The 26,692-nt window shown below is 47.6% G+C and carries 29 protein-coding genes; 6 read left to right on the forward strand and 23 right to left on the reverse strand.

Going from position 1 to position 26,692, the window contains the following annotated elements; all coding sequences use genetic code 11:
- Positions 1-3: 3 nt before the first annotated feature.
- Entirely contained in the window at positions 4-1,155 is a 1,152-nt protein-coding gene (locus ACRPK8_RS04350) for a tRNA(Met) cytidine acetate ligase (protein ID WP_432237079.1), read from the forward strand.
- On the opposite strand, the gene ACRPK8_RS04355 is transcribed toward ACRPK8_RS04350, so the two are convergent.
- Genes ACRPK8_RS04355 through ACRPK8_RS04375 form a run of 5 tightly spaced genes read right to left on the reverse strand, consistent with a single transcriptional unit; the run spans position 1,128 to position 3,962 of the window.
- Positions 1,128-2,126, reverse strand: coding sequence for a SepM family pheromone-processing serine protease (locus ACRPK8_RS04355; RefSeq protein WP_432237080.1), 999 nt, complete (start codon positions 2,124-2,126; stop codon positions 1,128-1,130). The genes ACRPK8_RS04350 and ACRPK8_RS04355 overlap by 28 nt on opposite strands.
- Positions 2,126-2,617, reverse strand: a complete 492-nt coding sequence (gene coaD, locus ACRPK8_RS04360) for a pantetheine-phosphate adenylyltransferase (RefSeq protein ID WP_432237081.1) — start codon at positions 2,615-2,617, stop codon at positions 2,126-2,128. The genes ACRPK8_RS04355 and coaD overlap by 1 nt, the downstream gene beginning before the upstream one ends.
- Positions 2,614-3,195 (reverse strand): 16S rRNA (guanine(966)-N(2))-methyltransferase RsmD, encoded by a 582-nt coding sequence (gene rsmD / locus ACRPK8_RS04365; RefSeq protein WP_432237082.1) that lies wholly within the window; start codon positions 3,193-3,195, stop codon positions 2,614-2,616. Before rsmD ends, coaD begins: the two co-directional genes overlap by 4 nt.
- 46 nt (positions 3,196-3,241) lie before the next feature.
- On the reverse strand, positions 3,242-3,547 hold the full coding sequence (locus tag ACRPK8_RS04370) for a YlbG family protein (protein WP_432237083.1): 306 nt from the start codon (positions 3,545-3,547) through the stop codon (positions 3,242-3,244).
- A complete protein-coding gene (locus tag ACRPK8_RS04375) occupies positions 3,522-3,962 on the reverse strand; it encodes a YlbF family regulator (protein WP_195864725.1) in 441 nt (146 codons plus the stop codon). Before ACRPK8_RS04375 ends, ACRPK8_RS04370 begins: the two co-directional genes overlap by 26 nt.
- 101 nt (positions 3,963-4,063) lie before the next feature.
- Here ACRPK8_RS04375 and ACRPK8_RS04380 point away from each other — a divergent pair, with 101 nt between their 5' ends.
- On the forward strand, positions 4,064-4,831 hold the full coding sequence (locus ACRPK8_RS04380) for an ATP-grasp domain-containing protein (RefSeq protein WP_432237084.1): 768 nt from the start codon (positions 4,064-4,066) through the stop codon (positions 4,829-4,831).
- Between the two features lie 110 nt (positions 4,832-4,941).
- Positions 4,942-5,292 (forward strand): YugN family protein, encoded by a 351-nt coding sequence (locus tag ACRPK8_RS04385; protein ID WP_035406760.1) that lies wholly within the window; start codon positions 4,942-4,944, stop codon positions 5,290-5,292.
- A gap of 109 nt (positions 5,293-5,401) precedes the next feature.
- Here ACRPK8_RS04385 and ACRPK8_RS04390 read toward each other — a convergent pair whose 3' ends face one another.
- From ACRPK8_RS04390 to cyoE, 9 genes are all read right to left on the reverse strand, one after another.
- Positions 5,402-5,659, reverse strand: a complete 258-nt coding sequence (locus ACRPK8_RS04390; RefSeq protein WP_432237085.1) for a hypothetical protein — start codon at positions 5,657-5,659, stop codon at positions 5,402-5,404.
- Between the two features lie 6 nt (positions 5,660-5,665).
- A complete protein-coding gene (locus tag ACRPK8_RS04395; protein ID WP_432237086.1) occupies positions 5,666-6,271 on the reverse strand; it encodes an SCO family protein in 606 nt (201 codons plus the stop codon).
- A 12-nt stretch (positions 6,272-6,283) separates the two neighbouring features.
- The gene (locus tag ACRPK8_RS04400) at positions 6,284-6,745 is read right to left on the reverse strand and encodes a DUF420 domain-containing protein (RefSeq protein WP_432237087.1); all 462 of its coding nucleotides are present in this window, start codon (positions 6,743-6,745) and stop codon (positions 6,284-6,286) included.
- Positions 6,746-6,763: 18 nt separating this feature from the next.
- A complete protein-coding gene (gene ctaG / locus ACRPK8_RS04405; RefSeq protein ID WP_432237088.1) occupies positions 6,764-7,669 on the reverse strand; it encodes a cytochrome c oxidase assembly factor CtaG in 906 nt (301 codons plus the stop codon).
- Positions 7,670-7,800: 131 nt separating this feature from the next.
- Positions 7,801-8,130: a cytochrome C oxidase subunit IV family protein gene (locus tag ACRPK8_RS04410; protein WP_064299605.1), complete on the reverse strand. Its 330-nt coding sequence runs from the start codon at positions 8,128-8,130 to the stop codon at positions 7,801-7,803.
- A gap of 1 nt (position 8,131) precedes the next feature.
- Positions 8,132-8,761 carry a cytochrome c oxidase subunit 3 gene (locus ACRPK8_RS04415; RefSeq protein WP_432237089.1) on the reverse strand — a complete coding sequence of 210 codons (630 nt, stop codon included), beginning with the start codon at positions 8,759-8,761 and terminating at the stop codon, positions 8,132-8,134.
- A gap of 1 nt (position 8,762) precedes the next feature.
- Positions 8,763-10,631: a cytochrome c oxidase subunit I gene (gene ctaD / locus ACRPK8_RS04420; protein ID WP_432237144.1), complete on the reverse strand. Its 1,869-nt coding sequence runs from the start codon at positions 10,629-10,631 to the stop codon at positions 8,763-8,765.
- 35 nt (positions 10,632-10,666) lie between these two features.
- The gene (coxB, locus tag ACRPK8_RS04425; RefSeq protein ID WP_432237090.1) at positions 10,667-11,698 is read right to left on the reverse strand and encodes a cytochrome c oxidase subunit II; all 1,032 of its coding nucleotides are present in this window, start codon (positions 11,696-11,698) and stop codon (positions 10,667-10,669) included.
- 63 nt (positions 11,699-11,761) lie between these two features.
- Positions 11,762-12,694 (reverse strand): heme o synthase, encoded by a 933-nt coding sequence (gene cyoE / locus ACRPK8_RS04430; RefSeq protein ID WP_432237091.1) that lies wholly within the window; start codon positions 12,692-12,694, stop codon positions 11,762-11,764.
- A gap of 343 nt (positions 12,695-13,037) precedes the next feature.
- Between cyoE and ACRPK8_RS04435 the strand changes: the two genes are divergently transcribed.
- Positions 13,038-13,913 carry a COX15/CtaA family protein gene (locus ACRPK8_RS04435; protein ID WP_432237092.1) on the forward strand — a complete coding sequence of 292 codons (876 nt, stop codon included), beginning with the start codon at positions 13,038-13,040 and terminating at the stop codon, positions 13,911-13,913.
- Between the two features lie 40 nt (positions 13,914-13,953).
- Here ACRPK8_RS04435 and ACRPK8_RS04440 read toward each other — a convergent pair whose 3' ends face one another.
- The 4 genes from ACRPK8_RS04440 to ACRPK8_RS04455 all read right to left on the reverse strand — a co-directional run bounded on the left by ACRPK8_RS04440 (position 13,954) and on the right by ACRPK8_RS04455 (position 20,429).
- Positions 13,954-15,309, reverse strand: coding sequence for a cryptochrome/photolyase family protein (locus ACRPK8_RS04440; protein WP_432237093.1), 1,356 nt, complete (start codon positions 15,307-15,309; stop codon positions 13,954-13,956).
- 72 nt (positions 15,310-15,381) lie between these two features.
- Positions 15,382-18,816 (reverse strand): pyruvate carboxylase, encoded by a 3,435-nt coding sequence (locus ACRPK8_RS04445; RefSeq protein WP_432237094.1) that lies wholly within the window; start codon positions 18,814-18,816, stop codon positions 15,382-15,384.
- Positions 18,809-20,080: an FtsW/RodA/SpoVE family cell cycle protein gene (locus tag ACRPK8_RS04450; protein WP_432237095.1), complete on the reverse strand. Its 1,272-nt coding sequence runs from the start codon at positions 20,078-20,080 to the stop codon at positions 18,809-18,811. The genes ACRPK8_RS04445 and ACRPK8_RS04450 overlap by 8 nt, the downstream gene beginning before the upstream one ends.
- 70 nt (positions 20,081-20,150) lie before the next feature.
- Positions 20,151-20,429 carry a YlaN family protein gene (locus ACRPK8_RS04455; RefSeq protein WP_432237096.1) on the reverse strand — a complete coding sequence of 93 codons (279 nt, stop codon included), beginning with the start codon at positions 20,427-20,429 and terminating at the stop codon, positions 20,151-20,153.
- 124 nt (positions 20,430-20,553) lie between these two features.
- On the opposite strand from ACRPK8_RS04455, the gene ACRPK8_RS04460 reads away from it, so the two are divergent.
- Positions 20,554-21,015 (forward strand): hypothetical protein, encoded by a 462-nt coding sequence (locus ACRPK8_RS04460; protein WP_432237097.1) that lies wholly within the window; start codon positions 20,554-20,556, stop codon positions 21,013-21,015.
- 55 nt (positions 21,016-21,070) lie between these two features.
- On the opposite strand, the gene ACRPK8_RS04465 is transcribed toward ACRPK8_RS04460, so the two are convergent.
- Both ACRPK8_RS04465 and ACRPK8_RS04470 read right to left on the reverse strand, forming a co-directional pair.
- Positions 21,071-22,387, reverse strand: a complete 1,317-nt coding sequence (locus tag ACRPK8_RS04465) for a PhoH family protein (protein ID WP_432237098.1) — start codon at positions 22,385-22,387, stop codon at positions 21,071-21,073.
- Positions 22,388-22,403: 16 nt separating this feature from the next.
- A complete protein-coding gene (locus ACRPK8_RS04470; protein ID WP_432237099.1) occupies positions 22,404-22,880 on the reverse strand; it encodes a hypothetical protein in 477 nt (158 codons plus the stop codon).
- 117 nt (positions 22,881-22,997) lie between these two features.
- Here ACRPK8_RS04470 and ACRPK8_RS04475 point away from each other — a divergent pair, with 117 nt between their 5' ends.
- A complete protein-coding gene (locus tag ACRPK8_RS04475) occupies positions 22,998-23,201 on the forward strand; it encodes a YlaI family protein (RefSeq protein WP_432237100.1) in 204 nt (67 codons plus the stop codon).
- A 43-nt stretch (positions 23,202-23,244) separates the two neighbouring features.
- Here ACRPK8_RS04475 and ACRPK8_RS04480 read toward each other — a convergent pair whose 3' ends face one another.
- From ACRPK8_RS04480 to typA, 3 genes are all read right to left on the reverse strand, one after another.
- Entirely contained in the window at positions 23,245-24,315 is a 1,071-nt protein-coding gene (locus tag ACRPK8_RS04480; protein ID WP_432237101.1) for a PQQ-dependent sugar dehydrogenase, read from the reverse strand.
- A gap of 121 nt (positions 24,316-24,436) precedes the next feature.
- Entirely contained in the window at positions 24,437-24,790 is a 354-nt protein-coding gene (locus ACRPK8_RS04485; RefSeq protein ID WP_432237102.1) for a YlaH-like family protein, read from the reverse strand.
- Positions 24,791-24,816: 26 nt separating this feature from the next.
- Positions 24,817-26,664, reverse strand: coding sequence for a translational GTPase TypA (gene typA, locus ACRPK8_RS04490; RefSeq protein WP_432237103.1), 1,848 nt, complete (start codon positions 26,662-26,664; stop codon positions 24,817-24,819).
- Between the last annotated feature and the right edge of the window lie 28 nt (positions 26,665-26,692).

Raw genomic sequence — 26,692 nt, forward strand, 5'->3', positions numbered from 1 at the left:
TTCATGAGGATGACAGCTATCATTTCAGAGTACAATCCGTTTCACAATGGACACTATTATCAAGCGACGACAGCACGACGGGAAACAGATGCCGACGTCATCGTCGCCATCATGAGCGGGACGTTCATGCAGCGTGGTGAACCCGCCTTTACGGATAAATGGACACGTGCCCGAGCAGCGGTCGCCAGTGGTGCCATTGATCTCGTGCTTGAACTTCCCTTTTACTTTGCCGTTCAACGCGCAGATCGTTTTGCGCTCGGCGGTGTGACAATCGCTGAGACGATCGGATGCCAGTCCCTTTCATTCGGAAGTGAGTGCGGCGACATCACACCATTTCTCCGGGCTGCCGCGGAGCAGATCGAGGAGACACCTGCGTACAAGCAAGCGTTACGCGATGGATTGACAGCCGGTCTCTCTTCTGCTCACGCCGCGAGTCAAGCCTTCAAAACCGTCTCACACACGCTAGATCTGACACAACCGAACAATACGCTCGGTTACTATTATGCCCGTGCGACGACGTCACTAGCGCTTCATACGACGAAACGGATCGGGAGTGGATATCATGACCTATCAACCGGAGATATCATGAGTGCGACTGCGATACGCGCCCATCACCAGAGATACGGTCAGTTGCTCGCACTTCCTGCACAGACGGAGAACGTCCTCACAGACGCTTCTTTCGCTAACTTCTCGTACTATTATCCTTGGATCCGTCAGCGTTTGCTGTCCACCCCACTGCCTGAACTCATCCGGATCGCTGGAATCGATGCCTCACTAGCGCCTCGTTTGATCGATGGAGCAAAACAAGCAGCGACTTTCGACGCATTCATGGATAGCGTTAAAACGCGGCGTTACACGCGGACGAGTTTACAGCGTGCGCTTGTCTACCTTTTGACTGCAACGACGTCTGAAGAGGTTGCACGGATCGAATACGACCACGTTGACTATGTCCGTCCGCTTGCTTTTAATGAACGGGGGCGCTCGGCACTCAAGAACATCAAAAACCGGATAGCTGTTTACAGTACGTTCACGAGCCATCCTTGGCTAACGAAAGAAAGCCAAGTAACAGCCGCTTACGCGCTGCCCTTGGCCCGTCATGATGCATTAGTCGAACATCGTCACTTCCCTTACTTCGCCGGAAGTTCCTCTAAATAATCAATCGCATCTTCTACTGTCTTGATCGGAACGAGCTTCATGTTCGTTCCGAGTTTTTTTATGGATGGTTTTGCTTCTTTATAATTTTCCCCGGCAGGAACAAACATGATTTCCGCTTCTGCTTCATCGGCAGCAACGACCTTTTGCCACGCCCCGCCAATCGGACCGACTTTTCCACCCTCTTCGATCGTTCCGGTACCGGCGATTTTATGACCCTTCGCTAAATCACCCGGTGTCAGTTGATCGTAGATTTCAAGCGTGAACATCATTCCGGCAGAAGGACCACCGACACCTTCGACACGAAAGTCGATGTCAGGATCCGTCGAGACGCTCGAAATCGGAAGCGGCTCATAAATGCCGAGTCCGACACGTTTGATCTCTTTTGATAATTGATCCACCCGAATCGTCGTCTTCTTGACTTCCGACTTCCGCGTGAATTGAATCGGGACGGCTGTTTTTGCCTTCTTTGCTTGAATCGTCTTCATGAAGCCATCAAACGATGCTATCGGTTTCCCGTCGACTTCCGTGATCCGGTCCCCCGCTTTCAGTTTTCCTTCGGCTGGACCACCTGGAATGACACCGGACACGTAGACCCCTTTAAAGTCGACATCGACTTTTTTATCCGCCAATTCGTAAGCCTCGACCGTCGCATTATGCTGTGCTTCTTCCATGTATAGCTTCTGACGTGTTTCATACTGTGCGTCGGACTCACCGTCGTATAGATAATCACTGACGCTCGATGTTTCTGAAAACGGCAGGAAGAGGCTTTCTACAAGAAAATAAGGGGTTGCCCGACGTTGGGCGATCGTCAGCATCATCAAATCTCCCGGCTCCTTATCGCCTCCAGATACGTCGATCAGATCTTCAGTCGACGTCGCATCGCCCGGATAAGAGATGAAATAAGGCAATGGTACGAAAAATACGATCAAGGCAGCGATGATCGCTGCTAAGGCGGGTTTCCAAGCTTTCATCATAGTTCTCCTTTCGTATATTTCTGGCGTAACGCTTCTTCGACAGAAGGCGGTACGAGATCGACGACCGAAGCCCCGTATTTGGCAGCTTCCTTGACGATGGAAGAGCTTAAGAAGGAGTACTGATTATTCGTCATCATGAACAATGTCTCGATTTGATCGTTCATCTTCTTATTGATGGATGCGACCTGCATTTCATACTCAAAGTCCGAGACTGCCCGTAGTCCGCGGACGATCGCAGTTGCACCGACTTCCGCTGCGTAATCGACGAGCAAACCGTTAAAGGAATCGACCTTGATGTGAGGTAGATGCGACGTCACATCGGCAATCAACTCCATTCGTTCCTGGACCGAAAATAAGGGTTGCTTCGAAGAATTATTCAATACGGCGACGATGATTTCATCAAAAATCGGAACAGCACGTTCGATGATGTCTAAATGTCCGTTCGTGATTGGATCAAAGCTGCCTGGGCATATGGCGATTCGTTTCATACGTGGTCTTCCTCCACTTCCGTGAATTCGTATAACGTGATTGAGATGACAGCGGAATACCGAAGTCGACGCACGACTTCAAGCCGTCCGATCCGGTCCGGTAATTCAACAGCAGAATCATGTTCACAGACGATGACACCATTGTCCGTTAGCATGTCGTGCTGTTCTATGTACGTGACATGTTCTGTCAACCGTTCTTTCGCATAGGGAGGGTCTAAATAAATCAATTTAAACGGTTCCCCAGATGCTAGTTCAGCTAAAGCGACGGCGACATCTTTTTTTAAAATACGTGCCTGTTCTGTATAGCGCGTCATCCGCAAATTCTCCTGAATCGTTTGGACGGCTTTATAGTGTTGGTCAACGAAAACCGCTTCCTCACACCCTCTTGACAGCGACTCGATGCCAAGACCGCCGCTCCCCGCGAATAAATCCAGGGCTCGTCCTCCATTGAAGTAGGGACCGATCACGTTGAATAATGATTCCTTGACCTTATCCGTCGTCGGTCGTGTCTGGTCCCCCGGTACTGCCTTTAGCCGTGTTCCTTTTCGTTCCCCTGAAATGACTCGCATTTCCTTCATTCCTTTCAACAAAGAAGCGACGAGGATGTCCTCATCGCTCCTTGGATTATGCTTCTTCTGGCAATTTCCCTTTTTTGTTCGCGAACGTTTCTGTAATGAACGGTCGTTCCGAACGCTTGATCGATTCGACGAACGGGAGAGTCGAAATGACTTCCATCACCTGTTCATGCTGATCCAAATCGACATACAGATGAACGTACCGCTCACGTTTAGACGTAAAGTAGACGTTCCCGTATCGGCGTAACTGCCGGGATGCCTTCATCGCATTGACATAGACGATGAGCCCCACTCGTTCCTTGATCACGCCAGTACCCCCTTCATCTTCGTTATCCGCTACAACTGCAGCTGCCACCGGTCGAACAGCCTCCGGCACATCCTTGATCGAAGAATGGATTCCCCGTCGGCACCTTGATTTGCGGTGACACTTCCCCGGCGAGTTTCAGACTGATTTGTCCGAGTAACGTCTCGAGTTGTTTTTCTGCTTTCTTGAACTGTGCGACTTCCTCTTGTAAATCAAGTCGCCGCTTGACTTCGTGGACCTTTTTCGTGATCGTCTGATAGTCAGGGTGATAGCGTCCGAATCGTTGTACGAGTTCGTAATCCTCCTTGACTTGATGAAAATCGCGAATGACGGCTTGTGCCTCTGCTGACTCTTGCTGTGCTTGTTTCGCACATCTATATGCTTGCCCCGTTTCACTTTGAGCGAGAGATCGAATGAGGTCTTCCGCTGCGTTGATGAGGTCAATTGTCTTATCGGTATATATCACAACGAATCTCCTCCTTAACTTTACCATCTTATCATAACATTTCTCTCCCTCCTAGCCCGTTGAATTGTGTATAATTTGTTCAGAAGGAAGGAATGAACTTTATGCAACTGCTCTCTTTTAATATGTTCCGGACGATTGGAATCAAGACGGAACACGCCAAATCGGATTATCATTTTGATTCCCTGAAAAAAATCGAACAGGCGGACGTTGTCCTGTTCCCGGAATATTGGCAAATCCACTCCATCATCTATGGAATGAAGAAGCCGATTTTCCCATCTGCTGCTACGTTTCACTTGGGTCACGATAAAATCGAGATGACGCGGATTTTCCAGACCGTCATTCCGGACAATATTCCCCGGACCGGTATTTACGGAAAGAATGAGTTCACGATCGAACGTGTCTTGCGTGAATTTTCGTTTCCGTTCGTCGCGAAGACGGTCCGGAGTTCAATGGGACAAGGTGTCCATCTGATCAAAAATGAAGCGGATTGGAAAAAGTACACGGATACACACGAGACGTTCTACATTCAAGAATACATTCCGAATGAGAAGGACTTACGTGTCGTCGTCGTCGGTGATCAAGTCCTTGCTGCGTACTGGCGCGTCGGTGGTGCTCAGTTCTTAAATAATGTCGCGCAAGGTGGTGTCCTTGATTTTGATGATGTGCCACAAGAGGCAATCAACTTCGTGCTCGCTCTTGCGAAACAGCTCGATATCGATCACGCCGGTTTTGATCTCATCATCCGTGACGGACAGTGGTACGTTCTTGAGTTCAACGTCTTCTTCGGTGGAGAAGGACTCAATCATCTTGGTATTCACGCACCGGATACGATTCTTGAATATGTCGAACGAAAATATGGAAGTTCATGAATTCTTCAAAATGACTTCACATCTTTTACGTCATCGTTTCATTCATTATGGTATGATAGTTTGGAAAGACTAGTATCTACTAGCAAACTGGGGTATAGGGGGATTCAAACATGAAGTTTGAACAATATGGTATCGAAGGCAAGGAACTGAAGTTCGGTCTTCTTGAAACAATCATGGACCATCATCGGTTCGTTCGCGAAGGACAATGGGATTATGAACGCGCGATGTATGACATGAAATACGAAAAACAATCGACAGGTGAAGTATTCTACCTGCGTGTTCCTGTCTATGCGATCCAAGGTGAGATCGAAGACCGCCATGCTGTCGTCCGGATGATGACACCACTTCTCGGGAAGCACTACTACCCACATGGTGTTGAATACGATGAGACGTTCCCACCGGAAATCGTCAAAGATTGCGAACGTCGTTTAGCGGCACTACTTGAAACACTCGAAAAATAAGCGTATGTCGTAGAGGTCCATCACGGATCTCTATTTTTTTATGACCAGTTTAACGAAAAAGCCGGCAATCTCGTTTTCTTAACGAAATCACCGGCTATCGATCCGATTGTTATCGTGCAACGAATTGCACGTACGAGACGACATCATTTCCTAGTTGAAGACCGAGTTGCTGACGGACATGATGATAGAGGGTATGAAGTGATGTCGCCGGGGCATCCACCTTTACGCTGAAGGCGATCTCCTCACGGTCCATTCGTTTGATCCGAGAGTGGTTGACACCATAATCCTCGATCGCACAAGCTAGCAACTCTTCGATGGCTTGAACGGAGATGATGACATCTCCTTGCAAGTACTCTTCATAAGTCATCTCATCTCACTCCTTTGCTAATTGTTTGACCGAAGACATGATTTCCTCTAAGTCAACCGGTTCATCCGGCGTCTTCGCCATGGAAGAAATCGCCCGTACTTTATTGTCGCGGTCCAAAATGAACATTTGTGTCCCGTGTGTGACTAGACCACTCTCTGCTTTCGAATAATAGAAGTTCAACTGACGCGTCAGACGATCGATGACGACTTGATCGCCCGTCAACACTTTCCACCCTTCCGGATTCGCTTCGAAGTTCGAAGCATACTGCTTCAAGACTTTCGGCGTGTCCACTTTCGGGTCGACTGTGACAGCGACAAGTTCTACGTCACTTCCATATAAATCTTCACTCCGGAGTTTCTTCTCTAGCTTCCGGTAATCGTTGAGCGTTAACGGACAAATATCAGGACAGTTCGAGTAGAAGAATGTCAGGACCTTCACCTTACCATCCTCAGAATCGAACGTTTTGCCGTCAACGGCATTCGTCAATTCAAATTGTGTCGGTTCTGCGATGACAGGTAACTTTTCTTTCATGAAGAAATAATAATACCCGCCGGCTGCCGCAACTAAGATGAGGACAACGGCAGCGACCGTCAAGTAACTATTCTTTTTCAAGTTGGCTCCCCCTTAATGATTCCAGATTGCCCGGAATACGTTCGTCGTCTCGCCTGGATCATAGACGACATATAACAGACAATACACGATGACACCCGTGATGGCTGTCAAAAACCAGATGATTGACGCAACCGGTCCGATTTTACGGTGACGTGCAAAGTTCTTCTTGTACGCGTGATAGAGCGCCATCAATCCGAGTACCCCACCTGACGTCGCGAGTAGGATATGGAAAATCAGAAACCCGGTATAATACGGCTTGACCGATCCCGGACCACCAAACGCTGTATTCCCGAGTAAAATCGTCCGCAAAGCGTACATGATGAAAAACAGCAAAGCAAGTGCAGCAGCAATCGTCATCACGGTCTGATGGGCCTTCATGTTGCGACGGGTTTGAGCGATCAGGAACCAGCCGATTGCTACGAAAATCGCGCTGATGACAATCAGCGACACACAAATCAACGGCAAATAACTCATGTTCTAACTTCCTCCAATTTAATCCGCTTTTGGTGTGAAGGACATACCTTCATCCACGGCAGTACTTTTCGAGCGACGTACCCATGTAAAGAAGGTCAATCCGAAGAACAGACCGTACACGAGCTCTTGACCAAGCTTCATGAGGACACCACCAAAGCGTTGATCCTCGAGAAGATCATCTGTCGTACCAAGTAATCGTTCCAAATTCAATCCGCTTAAGTCATTGTTCGGTAAACAGTAGGCAAGAACTTTTGCGAACGTCGCCGGATCCTGATACGCCTGGTACTGAAAACTTTGACTGAAAATCATGAATGCACAGGCCGGTGTCAATAACACACCGTTCGCTACGATATAGACCATCTTCTTCAAGTCAGACAAACTGTCGTCCTCGTTGACGGGTGCAATGATCGGATACCACATCGTCATGCTCAGGAAAATCAAGGTTCCGTGGAACAGACGGTGTACGGTATAGTTCGTCAAGACATAATCAAAAATGAATGGCATATGATAAAACGTAAACAAGGCATTAAAGACGACAAGTGCGATCAACGGCTTGATGAAGAAGCGCAGAATCTTTCCAAGATACGGTGTATCGAACAGACGCTTATAGAGCCACTCTGGTATCGCGATCAACAAGAGCGGTGGTGCGACCATGTAAACGAACACCATCTGCAACATATGTGCAGAGAATGTGATATGCGCTAATACATCTAACGGACTGCCGAAACCGATATAAAAAACGAAAAGTGCCGCGAGCATCGAAAATTTTTGACCAAGCGTCGTTTCCGACTCATCCGGACGACGTAGTTTTTCCGTTACGACAGCATACAGGATATAAAGTCCAATGAGTATCAACGCATAATATGGACTCCATAGGACGGTCCACTCGAATTGTGAAAGTGCTCCCCTTAAATTGCCTAACATATTTCTTCACCCCGTTCCTTTCTCTTACAAACTAAGATTACCGTTCCCCTATTTCATTGTAAAGGTTTCTCATAAAACGATTCCAAAATAAAAGACCATCCTGCTAAACGTTAGCAGAATGGTCACATTTCTTACCAGATCAATAGACGAAGTGTCGCAACGATCGTCAAGGCGACGAACACACCGAGACCCATCATGACTTTGATCCATGTGTTCCCTTTATTGTTCATATGCATGAACATATAAAGTTGAAGGTAAACTTGAACGATGGCCATGATGATCAGGAAACCACCAGCTGCCCAGTGCGGCATGAGCTCTGCCATGACAGCACCGAACGCGATGAGCGTCAAGACGATCATGAGCGCGAAACTGATGAGTTGCAGTTGTGTCTCGCGACTACGTTCCGCTTTCATCTCTAGTTCGATTTGATTACGCGTAAGTTGTGGTTCGTGTTTTTCCATCTTATTTCACCATCCCCATGAGGTAGACGACTGAGAAGATAAAGACCCAGACGACGTCAATGAAGTGCCAGTAAAGACTTGAAACATAGTACTTCGGCGCGTTCACGACCGTGATGCCACGGTTCCAGTTCCGGATGAGAAGCGTCGAGATCCAGAGAAGACCGAATAAGACGTGCGCACCGTGGAATCCAACGAGTGTATAGAAGGCAGAACCAAATGCACTCGATGTGAATGTGTGACCGATGTGGTAATAGTGGTTGAACTCATAAATCTCACCACTCAAGAAGCCAAGACCGAGAAGCAATGTGATGATGAGCCAAAGCTTCATCTTTTTCACATCGTTACGTTTCATTGCCATCATTGCAAGAACGCTTGTCAATGAACTCGTCAAGAGAAGCATCGTCATGATGAAGACGAGACCCATCTCGAAGATGTCGTAACTGCGTAACCCGTCTTTTGCACCAGAGTTATGAAGTCCGATGTATGTCCCGAAGAGGGAGGCGAACAGCGTCGTCTCTCCTCCAAGGAAGAACCAAAAGGCTACATACTTATTCTTACCCTCAAGTGTTGCTTTTTCAACATGATCCGGAATACCCGTGATCGGGTTGTTTGGTACTGAATGATGACCCATCTTACTTCGCCTCCTTTTCTGCTTCAAGGCGTAGATCTTCTTCAACGACTGATTTCGGGATGTAATATCCTTCATCGTCGATCCAAGAACGGAAGAACATCGCGATGAATGTCATCGCAAGACCGATCAAGGCAATGATCAGACCAACAGTTCCGTAGTCCAGACGAAGAATGAATCCAAGACCTGCAAGGAACAGACCGACTGACATGACGAATGGCAAGATCGAGTTGTTCGGCATGTGGATATCGCCGACTTCTTCTGAAACAGAGACTGTTTTGTTACCTGCCATTTTTTCGAGCCAGTACGTATCCAACCCTTTGACGAGTGGAATTTGTGCGAAGTTGTATTCTGGAGTCGGCACGGGAAGTGTCCACTCAAGCGTACGACCGTCGCCCCACACGTCGCGTTTTACATATTCTTTCGACATCAATGCCGCAACGATCGAGATGACAAGGATAATCGTCGACACACCCATGAAGGCTGCACCGATTGAAGACAGTAAGTTCATTGTTTCCCAGCCTTGGTTTGGCAAGTACGTGAAGACACGACGTGGCATACCTGTAAGACCGAGAATATGTTGCGGGAAGAACGTCAAGTGGAAGCCGATGAAGAACAACCAGAATTGAATTTTTCCCCAGAATTCGTTGAGTTGTTTCCCGAACATGAGTGGGAACCAGTAGTACAGACCTGCGAAGAGACCGAAGACGACCCCACCGACGATAACGTAGTGGAAGTGGGCTACGACGAAGTAACTGTCATGGTACTGATAATCGGCAGGTGCTACCGAAAGCATGACCCCTGTCATACCACCAACAAGGAATGATGGAATGAAGGCGACCGAGTAAAGCATCGCGACCGGGAACGTCAACTTCCCGCCCCATAGTGTAAAGAGCCAGTTGAAGATTTTGACCCCTGTCGGTACAGCGATTGCCATCGTCGCTACTGCGAAGATTGCGTTTGCCACTGGTCCAAGACCAACTGTGAACATGTGGTGGACCCATACCATGAATCCGAGGAAACCGATCAACATCGTCGCAAAGACCATCGTCGTGTAACCGAAGAGACGCTTACGAGCAAATGTAGGAATGATTTCAGAGAAAATACCGAATGCCGGTAAAATCAAGATATATACTTCCGGGTGACCAAAGATCCAGAAGAGGTGTTCCCAGATGACGATGTTCCCGCCCGCTGCCGGGTCAAAGAAGTGTGCTCCGAAGAGTCGTTCGAACGTCAAGAGGAACAATCCAACCGTAAGCGGTGGGAATGCGAACACGATCAAGGCAGACGCAACGAATGCTGTCCATGTGAAGAGCGGCATCCGCATCAGTTTCATACCTGGTGCGCGCATGTTCAAAATCGTAACGAGGAAGTTGATCCCCCCCATAAGTGTACCGAAACCAGAAATCTGTAACCCGAGTGAATAGAAGTCAACACCGAGTGACTCTGGTACTGTCGAGAGTGGTGCGTACGCTGTCCATCCTGCGTTTGGTGCAGCCCCGAAGAACCATGAAAGGTTCAGCAGAACACCACCGAAGAAGAATAACCAGAAACCGAGTGCATTCAAGAATGGGAACGCAACGTCACGTGCCCCGATTTGAAGTGGTACTGCGGCGTTCATGTATCCGATCAACATCGGCATCGCTGCCAAGAAGATCATCGTCGTACCGTGCATCGTGATCAATTGGTTAAAGAGTTCACCGCTGACGAAATCGTTCATCGGTTTAATCAACTGAAAACGAATCATTAAGGCTTCTACGCCACCAACCAGAAGGAAGAACAATCCAGAGATGATGTAGAGAATCCCGATTTTCTTATGGTCGACTGTCGTTAGCCAGTCCATGATGCCGCTTTTTTTCTGCGGCATACCCATAGTATGTGTCCCCACTATGATTCCCCCTTAAAAAATTATTGGAGCTTTTTGTCCAATAGATAATCTGCCAATTCGCTCAATTCTTCATCGCTGATCTGATCTTCAGAGAATCCAGGCATTTTTGTACCTTGTTTCTCTTTCTGAGGATTGCGAATCCATTTTTCGAGGTTTTCTTTATCATGATCCAGGTAACCCGCAATCCGTTGACGATCACCGAAGTTCGTCAAGCTAGGAGCGACTTTCCCGCCACCATGACAGCTGAGACAGTTCTGGGCATAGACTTGCTCACCAGTCGTCCAGTTCTTTTCGTTCTTTTTGTCGAGTTGCTTCGTTTCTGCTTCTTTAGCAGACTTCATGTCTTTCAACCACTGATCGTAGTCATCTTGTTCCATCGCAATGACTTTAAAGTCCATCAATGCGTGAGAAGGACCACACAACTCGGCACATTTACCGTAGTAAGTACCTGCTTCTTTTGCTTGTAACCACATTTCGTTATCGAGTCCTGGGTTCGTATCCGTCTTCCCTGAAAGTGCCGGTACCCAGAACGAGTGAATGACATCTTTAGACGTCAAGTTGACAGCAACGCGTTTACCGACCGGGATGACAAGTTCTTGTCCTGTCGAAACACCTTTGTCCGGGTATTCGAATTCCCACCAGTAGAGGTTTGCTGTAACGTTGATTTGTTCGTTTTTCTTCGCTTCTTTTGCATCGGCGAGTTCAACCGTTGTTTTGATCGTCGGAATTGCAAGAACGATCAAAAGAAGGATTGGAATGACTGTCCAGATGATTTCAAGCGTATGGTTCCCTTCGACTTGCTTCGGAACCGTGTTATCACCTGATTTACGACGGAATTTCATAAGTACGTAAATATAAATGACGGCTACGATCGCAAGGACGAACAACATGACCCACAAGCTGAGCTTGATGATCTCAAGTTGCATTTCAGCGCCTTCTCCGCGAGGCTGTAGCGCAGACAATTCCGGAATTCCACAACCTGATAACATAAGTGCCATCAAGCCGATTGGAAGAAGCCGGAAGAGCATTTTTACTGATTTTTTCACAACCATCCCCACTTTCTTTGTCCCCAATTTTGTCTTTCGTAATGGTGTACGTGAATTATGTCAAATCGTTTAGAGAGAAACGAGTACGACCGTCACGATCCAAGCCGTGAAATAAAACAGTGAGAAGAAGAACATCTTCGACGCCCATTTAATCTCGGCTTGTTCATCTTGGATCTTCAGACCTTTCAGTCCCATATAGAGCCAATATCCACCAAGCAACGCCATGACGATCATGTAGATGATGCCATAGTGCGCTAAGAGGAGTGATGATGGAATGAGTACTGCAATCCACCATACAATTTGTCGTTTCGTGATCGCAAAGCCGTTGACGACAGGTAACATCGGGATACCGGCTGCCCGGTACTCCTCTGTCCGGCGCATTGCGAGCGCAAGGAAATGTGGTGGTTGCCACACGAACATGATGAGGAATAAGATCCACGCATCGATGTGAAGCGTCGGAGTGACTGCCGCAAATCCAATGATTGGTGGCACAGCTCCTGATATACCACCTACGACTGTATTGATCGTGTGTGTCCGTTTCAACCACATCGTGTAGATCACGACATACACGAACGAACCGATCAATCCGAACACTGCCGCCACATGGTTAACGATTAACAACAGAACCGTCCCGACCGCAAGAATTCCGAGTCCGAGTGCGAGAATCCGCTGTCCATCCATTTTCCCAGTAACGCTTGGTCTTCCCATCGTCCGTTCCATCTTGTAATCGATGTCCCGGTCAATGTAGTTATTGAGGTAACAACTTCCGGCAATGACTAACCCACTCCCGAGAAGCGTCCACAGTAACATCCATTTGGTTTGCCATAAGTACAACAAGACATCATCCGTCATGTATGATGCCGCTACGACATAACCTGCGAAGACCGTAATCAGATTGGCACGGACGATCCCCATTTTTGCTAGGGTAATATAGTCCTTGAATGTCGGCTGATCGGTTTGCTCGATCGCCATATCCAGTGCCTCTCCAGTAACTTTCGCCATGCTGTTCCCTCCTTTTCACCATCTGCTTCCGCTCAGCACGCAGGCTTCACGTAATTTCTTCACAGAAATAACACAGACATGCCACGAAACGTCCTTTTCTCTATAAAAGATACCACATATCGAGGACCGTGACGTATGAAAATACTTTCGACATAATGAACAAAATGTGAAATCTATGTGATTTTCATCACAGTTCACCATATTTACCTAATACTAGAATAGCGTTGTTCTAAAAGATTGCAAGCGTTTCGGGACTTTTTGTGCGATACTAGTGCTATGGAAATCCATGTATTTCGTATTTTTTTAGAAAGGTGGTGTCCAAATCTTGAATCGAAAGCTTTCGATGTTTTCAGCCTTCGTCACGTTCACGATGATGATCGTTCTGCTGATGGGCGGAACAGTCACAAAAACGGATTCGGGGGATGGCTGTGGAACGGATTGGCCACTCTGTCACGGGGAACTCATTCCGACGAACCCAAGTGTCGAAACGATGATTGAATATAGTCACCGCGCAGTGACTGGAGTCGTCGGACTCTTGATCATCGCCTTATGTCTCTGGACACTCGTAGCCTTCAAGGACCGACTGGACACGAAGATTTTCGCATTTCTCGCTTTCATCTTCATGTTGATTCAATCGATCGTTGGTGCTGGAGCTGTCGTATGGCAACAATCGGATCTTGTCATGGCGCTACATTTCGGTATCTCCTTGATTTCCTTTGCCGCCCTACTGATTTTAACGATATTGATCATGGAGCGTCCCGGTCAAGAGTTCAGGGAATCGGTCCCAGCATTCTTACGGAAGCTCTTATACGGTCTGCTTGTCTACACACTGATCGTCGTTTATACAGGCGCTTATGTCCGACATGTCGGTGCTACATATGCCTGTGTCGGCTGGCCCGTTTGCTCCCAACCGACGCTGACGTTCGAAGCATGGGTGCAAATGATTCACCGGATCATGGCAGGACTCTTATTCTTGTTCACCTTGTTCGTTCATTTCACTGCCATTCGATTAAAACACCGGACGACAAAAATCGGCATGGCATTCGCGACGTTCTTCATCTCGTGTCAAGTCGCAACAGGTGCTTGGATCGTCCTTGGAGGGCATGCAACGTACGTACCGCTCCTCCACGCCTTCTTGATCACGTGTTATTTCGGCGTCTTGTCTTACCTGACGTATCACGCCTTCCGAACACGTAAAGCCAATAGCCGTCTCCAGTAAGATACAAAAAGGATGCTCCTCAGGCGAGGAACATCCTTTTTCATTTGAATCGCGCAATGGCACGCTTTCGGGCTTCATCATGTGCGACGATCGGTTCCGGATAACGATAGTCTTTCCGTTGCTCCTTTGTCGGTTCATGAATATACTGCTTCGACAAATCCTTGATTTCCGTGACATACGTTCGGATGAAATCGCCATCCTTATCGAACTTCTTCGATTGGGTCGTCGGATTGAAGACACGAAAATATGGAACGGCATCCGTTCCGACCGATGCTGCCCATTGCCAACCCCCTATATTGGACGCTGCTTCATAATCAACGAGTTTCTGCTGGAAATATCGTTCGCCTTTTTGCCAATCGATCAACAGGTCTTTCGTCAGGAACGACGCGACGATCATCCGCAGACGATTATGCATCCATCCCGTCTGATTCAATTGACGCATCGCCGCGTCGACGATCGGATAGCCGGTCTGGCCATCGCACCACGCCTTAAACCCAGACTCGTCTTCCTCCCACTTGATCTCACGGTATTGTGTATTGACCGCCTGGCGCTTTGACTCCGGGAAGTGCATTAAAATCATATAATAAAATTCACGCCAGATGAGTTCCGCAATGAATGTCTGCTTCCCTTTTGACTCGTTCGCCTCCTGAACGTCCGCATAAACGGTCCGAATTCCGATTTCACCAGTGCGTAAGTAGCGCGAGAGTAAACTCGTACCGTCAACAGCAGGAAGATCACGATTCTCTTCATAGGCCCCAAGGGACTGTTCGACGAACTTCTTCAAACGCTGTTTCGCTTGCTTTTCTCCCGGGTGGAAAGTAGCTTCGGATCGGGCTTTCTTGAAATAGTTTGTGATGAAGCTATTATCATGTTGACGTTTATGATAATGATCCCGCAGCGTTTGCCACTTCACATCATAGGGAGCGGGAATTTCCTTTTTCATGAACGCATTCTTATATGGCGTAAACACCTTATAGAATTTCCCGTCCTGCTTTTTAACGTCATGCGGGTGAAGCAAATGGCGATCCAATAAACGTTCGGTCTGACGATCTCCTCGCTTCTTGATGATTCCCTCATCCCGTGCCTTGAATGGTTCGACATACTCCGCATTGAACAGTAGAATGTCCGCATCATCAATTGCTTCTAAGAATGCCTGTTCATCACCTTCGATGAAGCGGATCGGCATGTCTTTTTCTTTACACGTATCAGAAAAGACTTCAAGTGCCTGAAAGAAATATTGTTGTCGTGCTTCGTATTCCCCGATGTAGTCGGGATTGAGCCAAAAGACGAATTCCACCGACGCCTTCGGATTTTCTTGTACTAATTCAACGGCACGTGCCAGCATGTGGTTGTCTTCTAGTCGAAAATCACTTCGAACCCAACAGATAATGTTCACTTTTCTCAACTCCTGCTTCATATTGAATGAAAAACAGGCAGCCCGCCGAGCGTGCGCCTGTTTTTCGTTGTCTTATACGAATTCAATCAGTAAGTCTTGGCTGGCGATGGCTTCGCCTTCCTTGACATGGACCGCTTTAATCTCACCATCTTCCGGTGCTTGGATCGTCGTTTCCATTTTCATCGCTTCCGTGACGAGAAGTTGTTCCCCTTTACGGACGCGCGTTCCTGTCTCGACGAGTACCTTCAGGACGCTACCCGGCATCGATGCACCGATTTGTTTCGCATTACTGCGGTCGGCTTTCGGACGACTCGACGAGCTCTCCTTGATGCTGATATCCTTCACTTCGACTTCACGCGGAACACCGTTCATCTCGTAATAAATCGTCCGCATCCCATGGTCGTCCGGCTGACCGATTTGAATCAACTTAAGATAAAGTGTTTTGCCTCGTTCGATTTCGACTTCAATCGTTTCACCAAGACGCATGCCATGGAAGAACGTATTCGTATCGAGGACAGAAACATCCCCGTATCGACCGACATATGAACTGTAATCCATGAAGACTTTCGGATAGAGCGCATAAGCCAAGGCATCGAATTCCGTGACCGGACGCTCGAGTTTTTCGAACAACTCATGTTTGATGGCATCAAAGTTCAGCGGTTCCATCATTTTACCCGGCCGTTCCGTCAGCGGCGCAACACCTTTCAAAATAGCACGCTGGATGTCTTGCGGGAAACCGCCCGGTGGTGTTCCGAGTTCCCCTTTCATCAGTTCAACGACAGAATCCGGGAAATCAAGTCCGCGTGCCCGGTGCAGGACATCTTCTTCCGTCAGATGATGTTGAACCATGAAGAGCGCCATATCGCCGACTACTTTCGATGACGGTGTGACTTTGACGATGTCACCAAATAACATGTTGACGCGCGCATACATGTCTTTGACTTCTGACCAGCGATCCGCAAGTCCAACCGCTTTAGCCTGTTGTTGCAAGTTCGAATATTGACCACCCGGCATCTCATGGTCGTAAACCGTCGGATTCGGCGCAATCATGTCAAGTTCGAATGCTTGATACAGATGACGTACGTCCTGCCAGTAATCCGAAATCTGTTCAAACTTCTGTGCTGATACGAGCGGTTGACGTGGATGACCACTTAGGGCATGAATCAAGCTACCACCCGCTGGCTGACTCGTCAGTCCCGACATACTTGATGCCGCGACGTCTACAACGTCAACTCCCGCATCAATTGCACGTGCATACGTATAGATACCGTTGCCACTTGCATCGTGCGTATGGAGATGGATCGGAAGCGATACCGCATCTTTGAGCGCTGATACAAGTGCATAGGCCGCTTCCGGTTTCAAGAGACCTGCCATATCCTTGATCGCAATGATATGGGCACCGCTTTCTTCGAGTTGTTTTGCTAAATTGACGTAATACGGCAAATGATATTTCGGACGGTTCGCATCGAACAAGTCGCCTGTATAACAGACGGCAGCTTCCGCGATTTTCCCCGTCGGTAAGACTGCATCGATTGCTAGTTGGATCGACTCTGGATTATTCAGACTGTCGAAAATCCGGAAGACGTCGACTCCTGCTTGGGCTGCTTCCTTGACGAACGAATGAATGACATTGTCCGGGTAGTTCTTATAACCAACGGCATTCGCGCCACGCAGCAACATCTGAATCAGGACGTTCGGCATCTTTTCCCGCAACTTCATCAGACGAACCCAAGGATCCTCAGACAAGAAACGGTACGCAACGTCAAACGTCGCCCCTCCCCATGCTTCGACCGAGAACAGTTCAGGTAGCAGTTTTGCTTCCGCCTCAGCGATGGCAACAAGATCCTTCGTCCGCATTCGTGTCGCAAGTAACGACTGATGAGCGTCACGGAATGTCGTATCCGTCAACAGAACGTTATTTTGTGCTGCCAACCATTTCGCGACGGCTTCCGGACCTTCCGCATCGAGAATCGCTTTTGCTCCCGGTGTATAATCTGCCGGAAGATTTTTTGGGATTCGAACGTCACGCGCAAGCGGCTTATCCAATTTTCCGATTCCCGGGAATCCATTGACGGAAACCTCTCCGATGTACGTCAACAGTTTTGTTCCCCGGTCTTGGCGTTTCGGGAAGATGAATAATTCCTGTGTATCATCAATGAATGATGTGTTGTAATCGCCGCTAACGAACGCATGGTGCTTCAAGACGTTGCTTAAGAACGGGATATTCGTCTTGATTCCGCGAATCCGGAATTCACTTAAGTTTCGGCGCATTTTCGCGACCGCTTGATCATATGTCAAACCATGTGTCGAGATTTTAACAAGTAACGAATCATAATACGGTGAAATTTCTGCTCCGACATAGGCATTCCCACCATCAAGACGTACACCAAAACCGCCTGGTGAACGATAGGCTTTAATTTTCCCTGTATCCGGCAAGAAGCCGTTCTCCGGATCTTCTGACGTAATCCGGCTTTGAATCGCAAAACCTAGCATCTTGATCTCTTCTTGCTGTGGAATGCCGACGAGATCACTATGTAACGATTCGCCTTCAGCGACACGAATTTGTGTCTGAACGATATCGACGCCCGTAATCATCTCCGTGATCGTATGCTCGACTTGGACACGCGGATTGACTTCGATGAAATAAAACGATTCATCTTGCGTGACGAGGAACTCGACCGTCCCCGCGTTCTCATATCCGACATGTTTCATCAGCGTGACGGCCGCGTCACAAATCTTTTGGCGTCCCTCATCCGAAAGTGTCACACATGGAGCGACTTCGACGACCTTCTGATGGCGGCGTTGCACGGAACAGTCCCGTTCAAACAAATGAATGATGTTTCCGTGTGCATCTCCAATGATTTGGACTTCAATATGTTTAGGACGTTCAATCAGTTTTTCGACATAAATCTCATCCGATCCGAATGCTTTCAAGGCTTCTGACTTCGCCCGTTCAATCATCTCTGGAAGTTCTTCTTCTGTTCGGACGACACGCATCCCGCGTCCACCACCACCAAGTGATGCTTTGACCATGAGTGGATAGCCTGCTTCTTTAGCAAAAGCATAGGCTTCTTCGATTGACGAGATTGGACCATCCGTACCTGGAATGACAGGAAGACCGGCTTCGATCGCTGTCGTCCGCGCCCGTACTTTATCCCCGAATTTGTACAAATGCTCTTCTTGCGGTCCGATGAAGATGATGCCTTCTTCGCGGCAACGTTTCGCCAGCTCAATGTTCTCGGACAGGAACCCATACCCCGGGTGAATCGCATCACATTCGGCTTTTTTCGCTGTTGCGATGATATCTTCAATGTCGAGATAGGCTTCGATCGGTTTTTTCCCTTCTCCGATTCGGTACGCTTCATCCGCCTTGTAGCGATGAAGGGATCCCATGTCCTCTCGTGAATAAATGGCAACGGTACGAATACCGAGTTCTGTCGCTGCACGGAAAACGCGAATCGCGATTTCCCCGCGGTTTGCTACGAGAATCTTCTGGATTTTAGTCAACTGATGCTCCCCCTTTAGTTAATGAACTCGTGGCACTCATCGAACGTGCTGTCTGCACTTCCTTATGATATGCCACCCGATATTTGTTTTGCATGGAAATGTTCGCCATTACACCAAGCATCGTACTCATGACGAGTAACGATGACCCACCGTAACTGATGAATGGCAAAGTGACACCTGTCCCGGGAAACAGACCGGACATTGCCGCAATATTGATACATGTCTGGATGAAGATGATGCCTGAAATACCGAGAGCAAGCATGCTTGAGTAAATCGACACACAGCGATTCGCGATGACTGCCCCTTGAATCATCAAGTAGAATAAAAGACCTAAGACGACTAATACACCAATGAATCCAAGTTCTTCCGAGATGATTGACATGATGTAGTCGGTTTCAGGTTCTGGTAAATAACCGTACTTCTGAAAACTATTCCCGAGTCCTACTCCGAATAATCCCCCGTGTGCAATCGATATGACGGAGTTGATGAGCTGATATCCCTTCCCTTCCGCATCAAGAAACGGATTTAAACTGGCCTGAATCCGTTGCATCTGATTATCGGAAAAATTGTTCCATGCGTACAAGAAGATGAGTGGTACGGTGACGACACATAACATGATGTAACCACTCGGTAATCCAACTGCGAATAGAATCATCGCCGTGATGAGTAAGAGAATGAACAACCCGCCGTCATCCGGTTGCATCCGAATGATGATTGCGTAAGGTGCAAGTAATACGACCATCGGAATCAAAATCCAGTCCGAGAAACTAAGTAAAATCCGTCTCCCTGGAGACGTCGCCGGAATTTGACGGTGGATGAAATGATGAACGATGCCAATCACACCGTCCATTTTCCCTTTATGCTTTTGATCAAAATAGCTGGCAAGACCGACGACAAGCACGAATTTGCATAGCTCAATCGGTTGAATCAAAAAGATTCCGAAGTTCAGCCAAGCCCGGGCTCCGTTCAAGGGAGCGGAAAAAAGCGTCGCCATCAACATCAACCAGGTAACGGCATAAAGCAATAAACGCATGACGGGTCCTCGAAACACTTCATGATTCACTTGTGAGACGAATAAAAACAAGAAGATGGCCATCGCATCGAACATCAGTTGTTTTTCGAAGAAGGACGTATTCGCGTAATCGCCGCCGTTCCAAACACTCGCACTGTAGACCATGACTGTACTGATCGCCATCAGGATGAGCATCGTAAAGAACAATCTATAGTCAAAAAACGCTCGTTTCTCTTTAAACTTCGCTAGCATATGTACACGTCCTTTTTTCATTTTCTATAAAAAAATACCCAAACGCCGCATTTCACGTTTGAGTAGAAAATCAGCACGTCTCCGCATCATGTAAATCAGATAATTGCTGTTCAAGTGATTCGAGTAATCGTTTGCCTTCTCCCGAATCAATCAGTTCCAGACGTACCGCGAAATCAATCTGACGGGACAATCCGAACATTTGTGTATCCAATACTTCCTCGTACAGAGGACATTGTGGCATCGTTAAATTCGCAAGCTGGACCTCGATCAACCGGCGGATTTTTTGTGCATCCGCTTCTAGTAGCTCAAGAGCGCGCTGGCGATGAACTGTCTCGATTTCAGTTGACAATCCAATCCCTCCTCATCAAATGACGCGTTCCTGTTATAGCTAAACTTTACCTTACTTTCGCCAACAATTCAACGTTTCGGTATAATGGATTTGTTGGACTCACACATTTAGGGGGTAAAGAAAAATGATTTTTCCGATTAACGGTAAAGTACGGCACCAGTTGACGATCGATCCGACCGTCTGGATTTTTGATGAACGAAAGGTCGCTGTCGAGAAAATCGGGCAACCGGCAGATACGAGTGAACAAGAAGCATACTACGCAAAAATGGGGGCTGCGTGGGATAAAGGGATCATGGAAGGAAGTCGAACGGATCATAATCGTCCGATGACGCGTGCTGAAAAAGAAGCCGCACTACAAGGTTCTTTTGCGATGTCGCTTGCTCCATTCATCCGAAATGCCGAACTCTTACCGGATGCAACCGCCATTCGGTTTGAAGGGGAAGAAATCGTAGAAGTGCCGCTTGAACAACTAAATGACATCTATCTACAATTCTCAAAAGACGGCAAAGTATTAACAGATGGACCGGTCTACCTGTTGCACGGACAACAGGTCATTAAATCCGTTCACACGGTCACCGTCCTATAAGGAAATGAAATCAAAAAACGTGGTGCGCCTGAATGGACGCACCACGTTTTTTGGGTTAGAGCAAATCGGCTGCAAGCCGTGCCAGATTGGACCGCTCTCCTTTGACGAGCTTGACGTGTCCCGTCATCTTCTCGTTTTTAAGTCGTTCTACCGCATAGGAAAGACCGTTAGAGTATTCATCCAGGTACGGATGGTCAATCTGTTGCGGGTCTCCGACTAACACGATTTTCGAGTTTTCGCCGACTCGGGTCAAAATCGTCTTGACTTCATGTTTCGTCAAATTCTGCGCTTCATCGATGATGATGAATTGCCCCGGCATGCTCCGGCCACGGATATACGTCAACGCTTCCAGTTGAATCGTCTTCATACCAGCAAGGATATTCCCCAGTTCATCTCCCGACCCGGTATTGAACAGGTGTTCGAGATTGTCATAGATCGGTTGCATCCACGGGCGAAGTTTTTCTTCCATCTCTCCCGGTAAATAGCCGATGTCATTTCCCATCGGTACGACCGGCCGCGCCACGACGAGTTTTTTGTAACGGTGCTCGTCTTCCACTTGTAATAGTCCTGCTGCGAGTGCGAGTAACGTTTTCCCGGTACCTGCCTTCCCGACGAGTGTGACAAGCGGTACATCGTCCCGAAGCAATAACTCAAAAGCCATCCGTTGTTGCACGTTTCGCGGAATGACACCCCAGACTTGATCAACATCAATCGAGAGTGCCCGGATGATCGGTAGTTCTTGATCGACGACGGCGATGGCGGAAGCCTTTGACATGTTACTTTTTAAGATGACGAATTCATTCGGTTGTACCTTTTCTGGCAATACGTCAACAGAAAGTCGTTTATCCTGATAAAAAGCGTCGATGTATTCCTGATCGACGGAGACTTCAATGAATCCTGTATAGAGACCCGTCAAATCCGCAATATGGTCGGTCATATAATCTTCAGCGACCAATCCATAGGCATCCGCTTTGACCCGTACTAAAATGTCTTTTGAGACAAGAATGACGTCCCGAGGTGTCGCTTCTGCCTGTTGTTCGCGATGAATCGACCAGGCGAGTTCAATGATTTTATTATCATTCGATTCATGCGTGAACGGTGAACCCTCATGGATGGAATCGCCGATATCAACACGTAGAATACCACCATTCCCAAGCGGAACGCCTGCATGGAGTTGACCCGTCTCGCGCAATTGGTCTAAAATCCGGGCTGTTTCTCGTGCGTTTCGCCCCACTTCGTCCATATTGCGTTTTTTTCCATCCAGCTCCTCCAGTACGATCGCCGGAATGACGACATCGTGTTCTTGGAACTGAAACAGAGATAGTGGATCATGTAGCATGACATTAGTATCGAGTACGTATATTTTTTTCATTCCATCGTTCGCCCCTTTAGAGTCGAGTTTGTGATGAATGTGATCCTTTTAAGATGTGATGGACGGATTGATCCAACCGATCAGCCGCTTTTTCATCGTATGTCTTTTCGATGCGCGGCTGTTGTGTGATGGCTGCTCCGTAAAACAGGATATCGCGTACTTCTTCGACACGTCCTTCATAAAAGGACAATGGAATGGGTAGTTGCTGTTGCGGTGTAAAACTTTCGACATCCGTACAGGTTAAACTGTACGTTGATTGATCTGCAAAGAAAATCAAGGTGAAGACAGGATGTTCTTTTAATGTTGTGACCAGGTGCGAATCAGCTTCAATTGCAAAGCGGATGGTGTGCGTGTCGACCGCATGGACCCAACTGATTGCATGGGTAATCGGCCAATGTTTGGATTGATCGTGCGTAATCAGAAAAACGAGTGGTAGCTGTGATAACGCGTCCACCTGTTGCGGACTGAGCTGCTGCTCAACTTTATTTGCCATGACATCACCCCCTCTATGACTTAGTGATGATATTTCGAGATATACTTCTCGATTCCCTTTTTTACATCTGAATAATCTTCTAATATGATATACTAAGAAAAAAAGGGAGGACCTGACATGCGAGTGAAATGTACGATTTGCGATAAGCGTGAAACGATTGATGATTGGTCCTTCACGGCGAAGCGGTTACGCAATAAACCAGTCCGTGTATACTTGTGCGACGAGTGTCGATTGCGCGTAGAAGAACGGACTCTTAAACGCCATGCGTCTGGGCAATTTCATCTCTACCCAACTTGGGAAACGAAACGAAAACACTGGTAAGTAAAAGGTCTGCGGGAATCTTCCCTGGCAGACCTTTTGGTGTTCATCGTTCGATTCGAATCAATCGATCATCATTTGCGGATGGGTTCCCTCTCCCATCCGTATTATTCGTAATATAGTAAATCGACGTTCCATCAATCCAAACATCACGGATTCTTCCTTCGTTTTCAACGATGGTCTTGACCTGTTTCGTTTTTAAATCAATCGCTTGTAATCGCTGACCGACGAGTGTCGCAAAGTACAATGTACCGTCTGCTTCCGCGATCCCACTCGGTGCAACGGATTGCTCCCCTACTTCATACCAGGGTGTCACGAGACCTTCCGCCTGTTCCTTCCCTTCAATCGTCGGCCATCCATAATTCTTTTGCTCGATTCGATTGATTTCATCGTGTCCACTTTGTCCATGTTCGCTCGCATACAGTTGATCATCGACGAAGACGAGTCCCTGTGGATTTCGGTGACCCATACTGTAGACATATCCTTTTTGATTGCCACTGAACGGTTTTCCTTCAGGAGTAATGCGTAATATTTTCCCTGCAAGCGAATCGATATCCTGCGCATTTTCAGGGTTTGCTGCGTCTCCTGCTGTCACGTAGAGCGCACCTTCAGGTCCCCATTCCAGGCGTCCCCCATTATGAATCGTCGCTCCCGGAATGTCATCGAGCAAGACACGCTCCTCGACCCACTCATCGCCCTCTTCCTTCACCGCAATGACACGGTTTGTCGCCTGTCCTTCTTTTGCATACGTATGATAGATGTATGCCGTCTGATTATCTTTGAATTCCGGATCAAGCACCATCCCTAGCAATCCGCCTTCTCCTTCAGCAAGAACCGCTTCCTTCAACCGTAAAGGCATGCGTTCATAGTCATCTTCTGTTCCTTTGACGATCTTCCCTTCGCGTTCCGTGATATAGAACGTCTCTTCTTCTCGAATGATGTTCCACGGTGCCTGAAGCTCTTTGAAAAGAACTTCTGATTGAACAGAAGCGTTCTGTTTCGCTTCGTCATTCGACGATTGCTCATTTTTTGTATCCGTTGGCGGTTCCTCAGAACTTTGACTGCATCCTGCCAATCCCCCCGCTAACAGCAGGGGTATGATCCATCGTTTTTTCATGTGTTTTCCCCCTTTTAGTATTCCTGTTCCCCTTACTCTTTAAATCATGCATCCGAATTGGCTAAAAAAAAAGAACGAACCTCCGAAGAGATTCGTTCTTTTGATTCATGACATGCTTCCTTCAAGAAGCTGTCCGTTCACGTTCACGCTTGACCATCCACATCCGGAAGCGATAAATACCAAGTACGACGACCATCGCGAGGAGTACTTCAGGAATCGGCCATGTCCAGAAGACAAGCGTCAATGCTGCCGAGAAGACGGCGAGCAAGAGATAGACGATTAGTGATTTCCACCATGCCAGTTCCTTAGCAAATCCTAACTTAAAGACGACAAGCGTCAAAATAACGACAGTAATCATTAAGGCGTTGAATCCCGCTCCGATGTTATTCGGATCGCTTCCGATACCGAGAAGCTTCGCGATGAACGGAATATCGTATTTCGAGAAATCAGAAGCAACGGCAGCTTGTGCAGTCATTGCCAGTCCCCCTATTCGTTCAAGACTTAATCTTTACCTAGACGACGACGTTTTTCTTGCTTTTCACGTTCGTTCTTGTTCAAGACCTGTTTACGGAGACGAACCGATTGTGGTGTGATTTCACAGTACTCATCTTCGTTCAAGAATGTCAACGACTCTTCAAGTGAGAAGACACGTGGACGTTTAAGAACGTTCGTTGAATCTTTTGCAGATGCACGCATGTTCGTTAATTGTTTTGCTTTAACGACGTTGACAGCGAGATCGACATCACGGTTACATTCGCCGATGATCATACCTTCGTATACTTCGATACCAGGCTCGATGAAGATCGTTCCGCGGTCTTCAAGAGCTGAGATCGCGTAAGCAGTTGCTTTACCTGTTTCGATCGAGACCATGACCCCACTGCGACGACCACCGATATCCGCTTGGATGAACGGACGATATTCTTCGAATGTGTGGTTCATGATTCCGTATCCGCGTGTAGCAGAAAGGAATTCGTTACGGTAACCGATCAAACCACGTGAAGGAACGATGAATTCCATTTTTGTTTGACCGTTGTCCATTGTTTGCATGTTCGTCAATTCACCTTTACGGAGACCGATCGATTCCATGACAGAACCTGTGTACTCTTCCGGTGTATCGATGACGACACGTTCGAAAGGCTCGACTTTGACGCCGTCTTCTTCTTTGATGATAACTTGCGGTTTTGATACTTGGATTTCGTATCCTTCGCGGCGCATGTTCTCGATCAAGATCCCGAGGTGAAGTTCCCCACGACCAGAAACGATCCAGCGGTCCGGTGAGTCCGTGTTTTCGATACGGAGTGAAACGTCTGTCTCGAGTTCTTTTTCAAGACGCTCTTCGATTTTACGTGAAGTAACAAGATCCCCTTCACGACCAGCGAATGGCGAGTTGTTGACGATGAATGTCATTTGAAGCGTTGGCTCATCGATACGTAATAATGGGAGTGGATCAACGTGTGAAGTCGGGCAAACCGTCTCCCCGACGTTGATGTCTTCCATACCAGCGATCGCGATCAAGTCTCCAGCTTTTGCTGTTTCAATCTCAACACGTTTTAGACCGAAGTAACCGAACAACTTCGTAACGCGGAAGTTTTTCGTTGAACCGTCAAGTTTTGACAGTGAAACGCTATCGCCGACTTTGATTTCGCCACGGAAGACACGACCGACACCGATCCGTCCGAGGTAGTTATCATAGTCAAGCATCGTCACTTGGAACTGAAGCGGCTCCGATGTATTGTCGACAGGTGCTGGTGTGTGTTCAAGAATCAAATCAAGAACGTTCGTGATCGTATCTTCTTGTTTATCCAATTCAGGTTCGAATGAACTTGAGCCGTTGACTGCCGATGCATAAACGACTGGGAATTCGAGTTGATCTTCGTCAGCTCCAAGGTCAATCAAGAGATCAACGACTTCGTCGACGACTTCAAGAGGACGGACCATCGGTTTGTCAATTTTGTTAACGACGACGATTGGTTGGAGTCCTTGCTCGAGTGCTTTTTTCAAAACAAAACGTGTTTGTGGCATACAGCCTTCACGTGCATCGACGACGAGGATGACGCCATCCACCATACGCATGATCCGCTCAACTTCTCCACCGAAATCGGCGTGTCCTGGCGTATCCACGATGTTGATGCGTGTGTTCTTGTAGTCAATGGCAGTGTTTTTCGCAAGAATCGTAATTCCACGTTCCCGCTCGATGTCATTTGAGTCCATTGCGCGTTCTTCGACTTGTTCGTTCGTACGGAACGTACCAGACTGTTTCAAAAGCTCATCGACTAAAGTTGTTTTACCATGGTCAACGTGGGCGATGATCGCAACGTTGCGTAAATCATTTCGTACTAATGTTGTCATAGGTGTGTACCTCTTTCTATTCATTTAA

The sequence above is a fragment of the Exiguobacterium sp. TDN 0502 genome, assembly GCF_050846835.1.
In the GTDB taxonomy this organism is placed as follows: Bacteria; Bacillota; Bacilli; order Exiguobacteriales; family Exiguobacteriaceae; genus Exiguobacterium_A.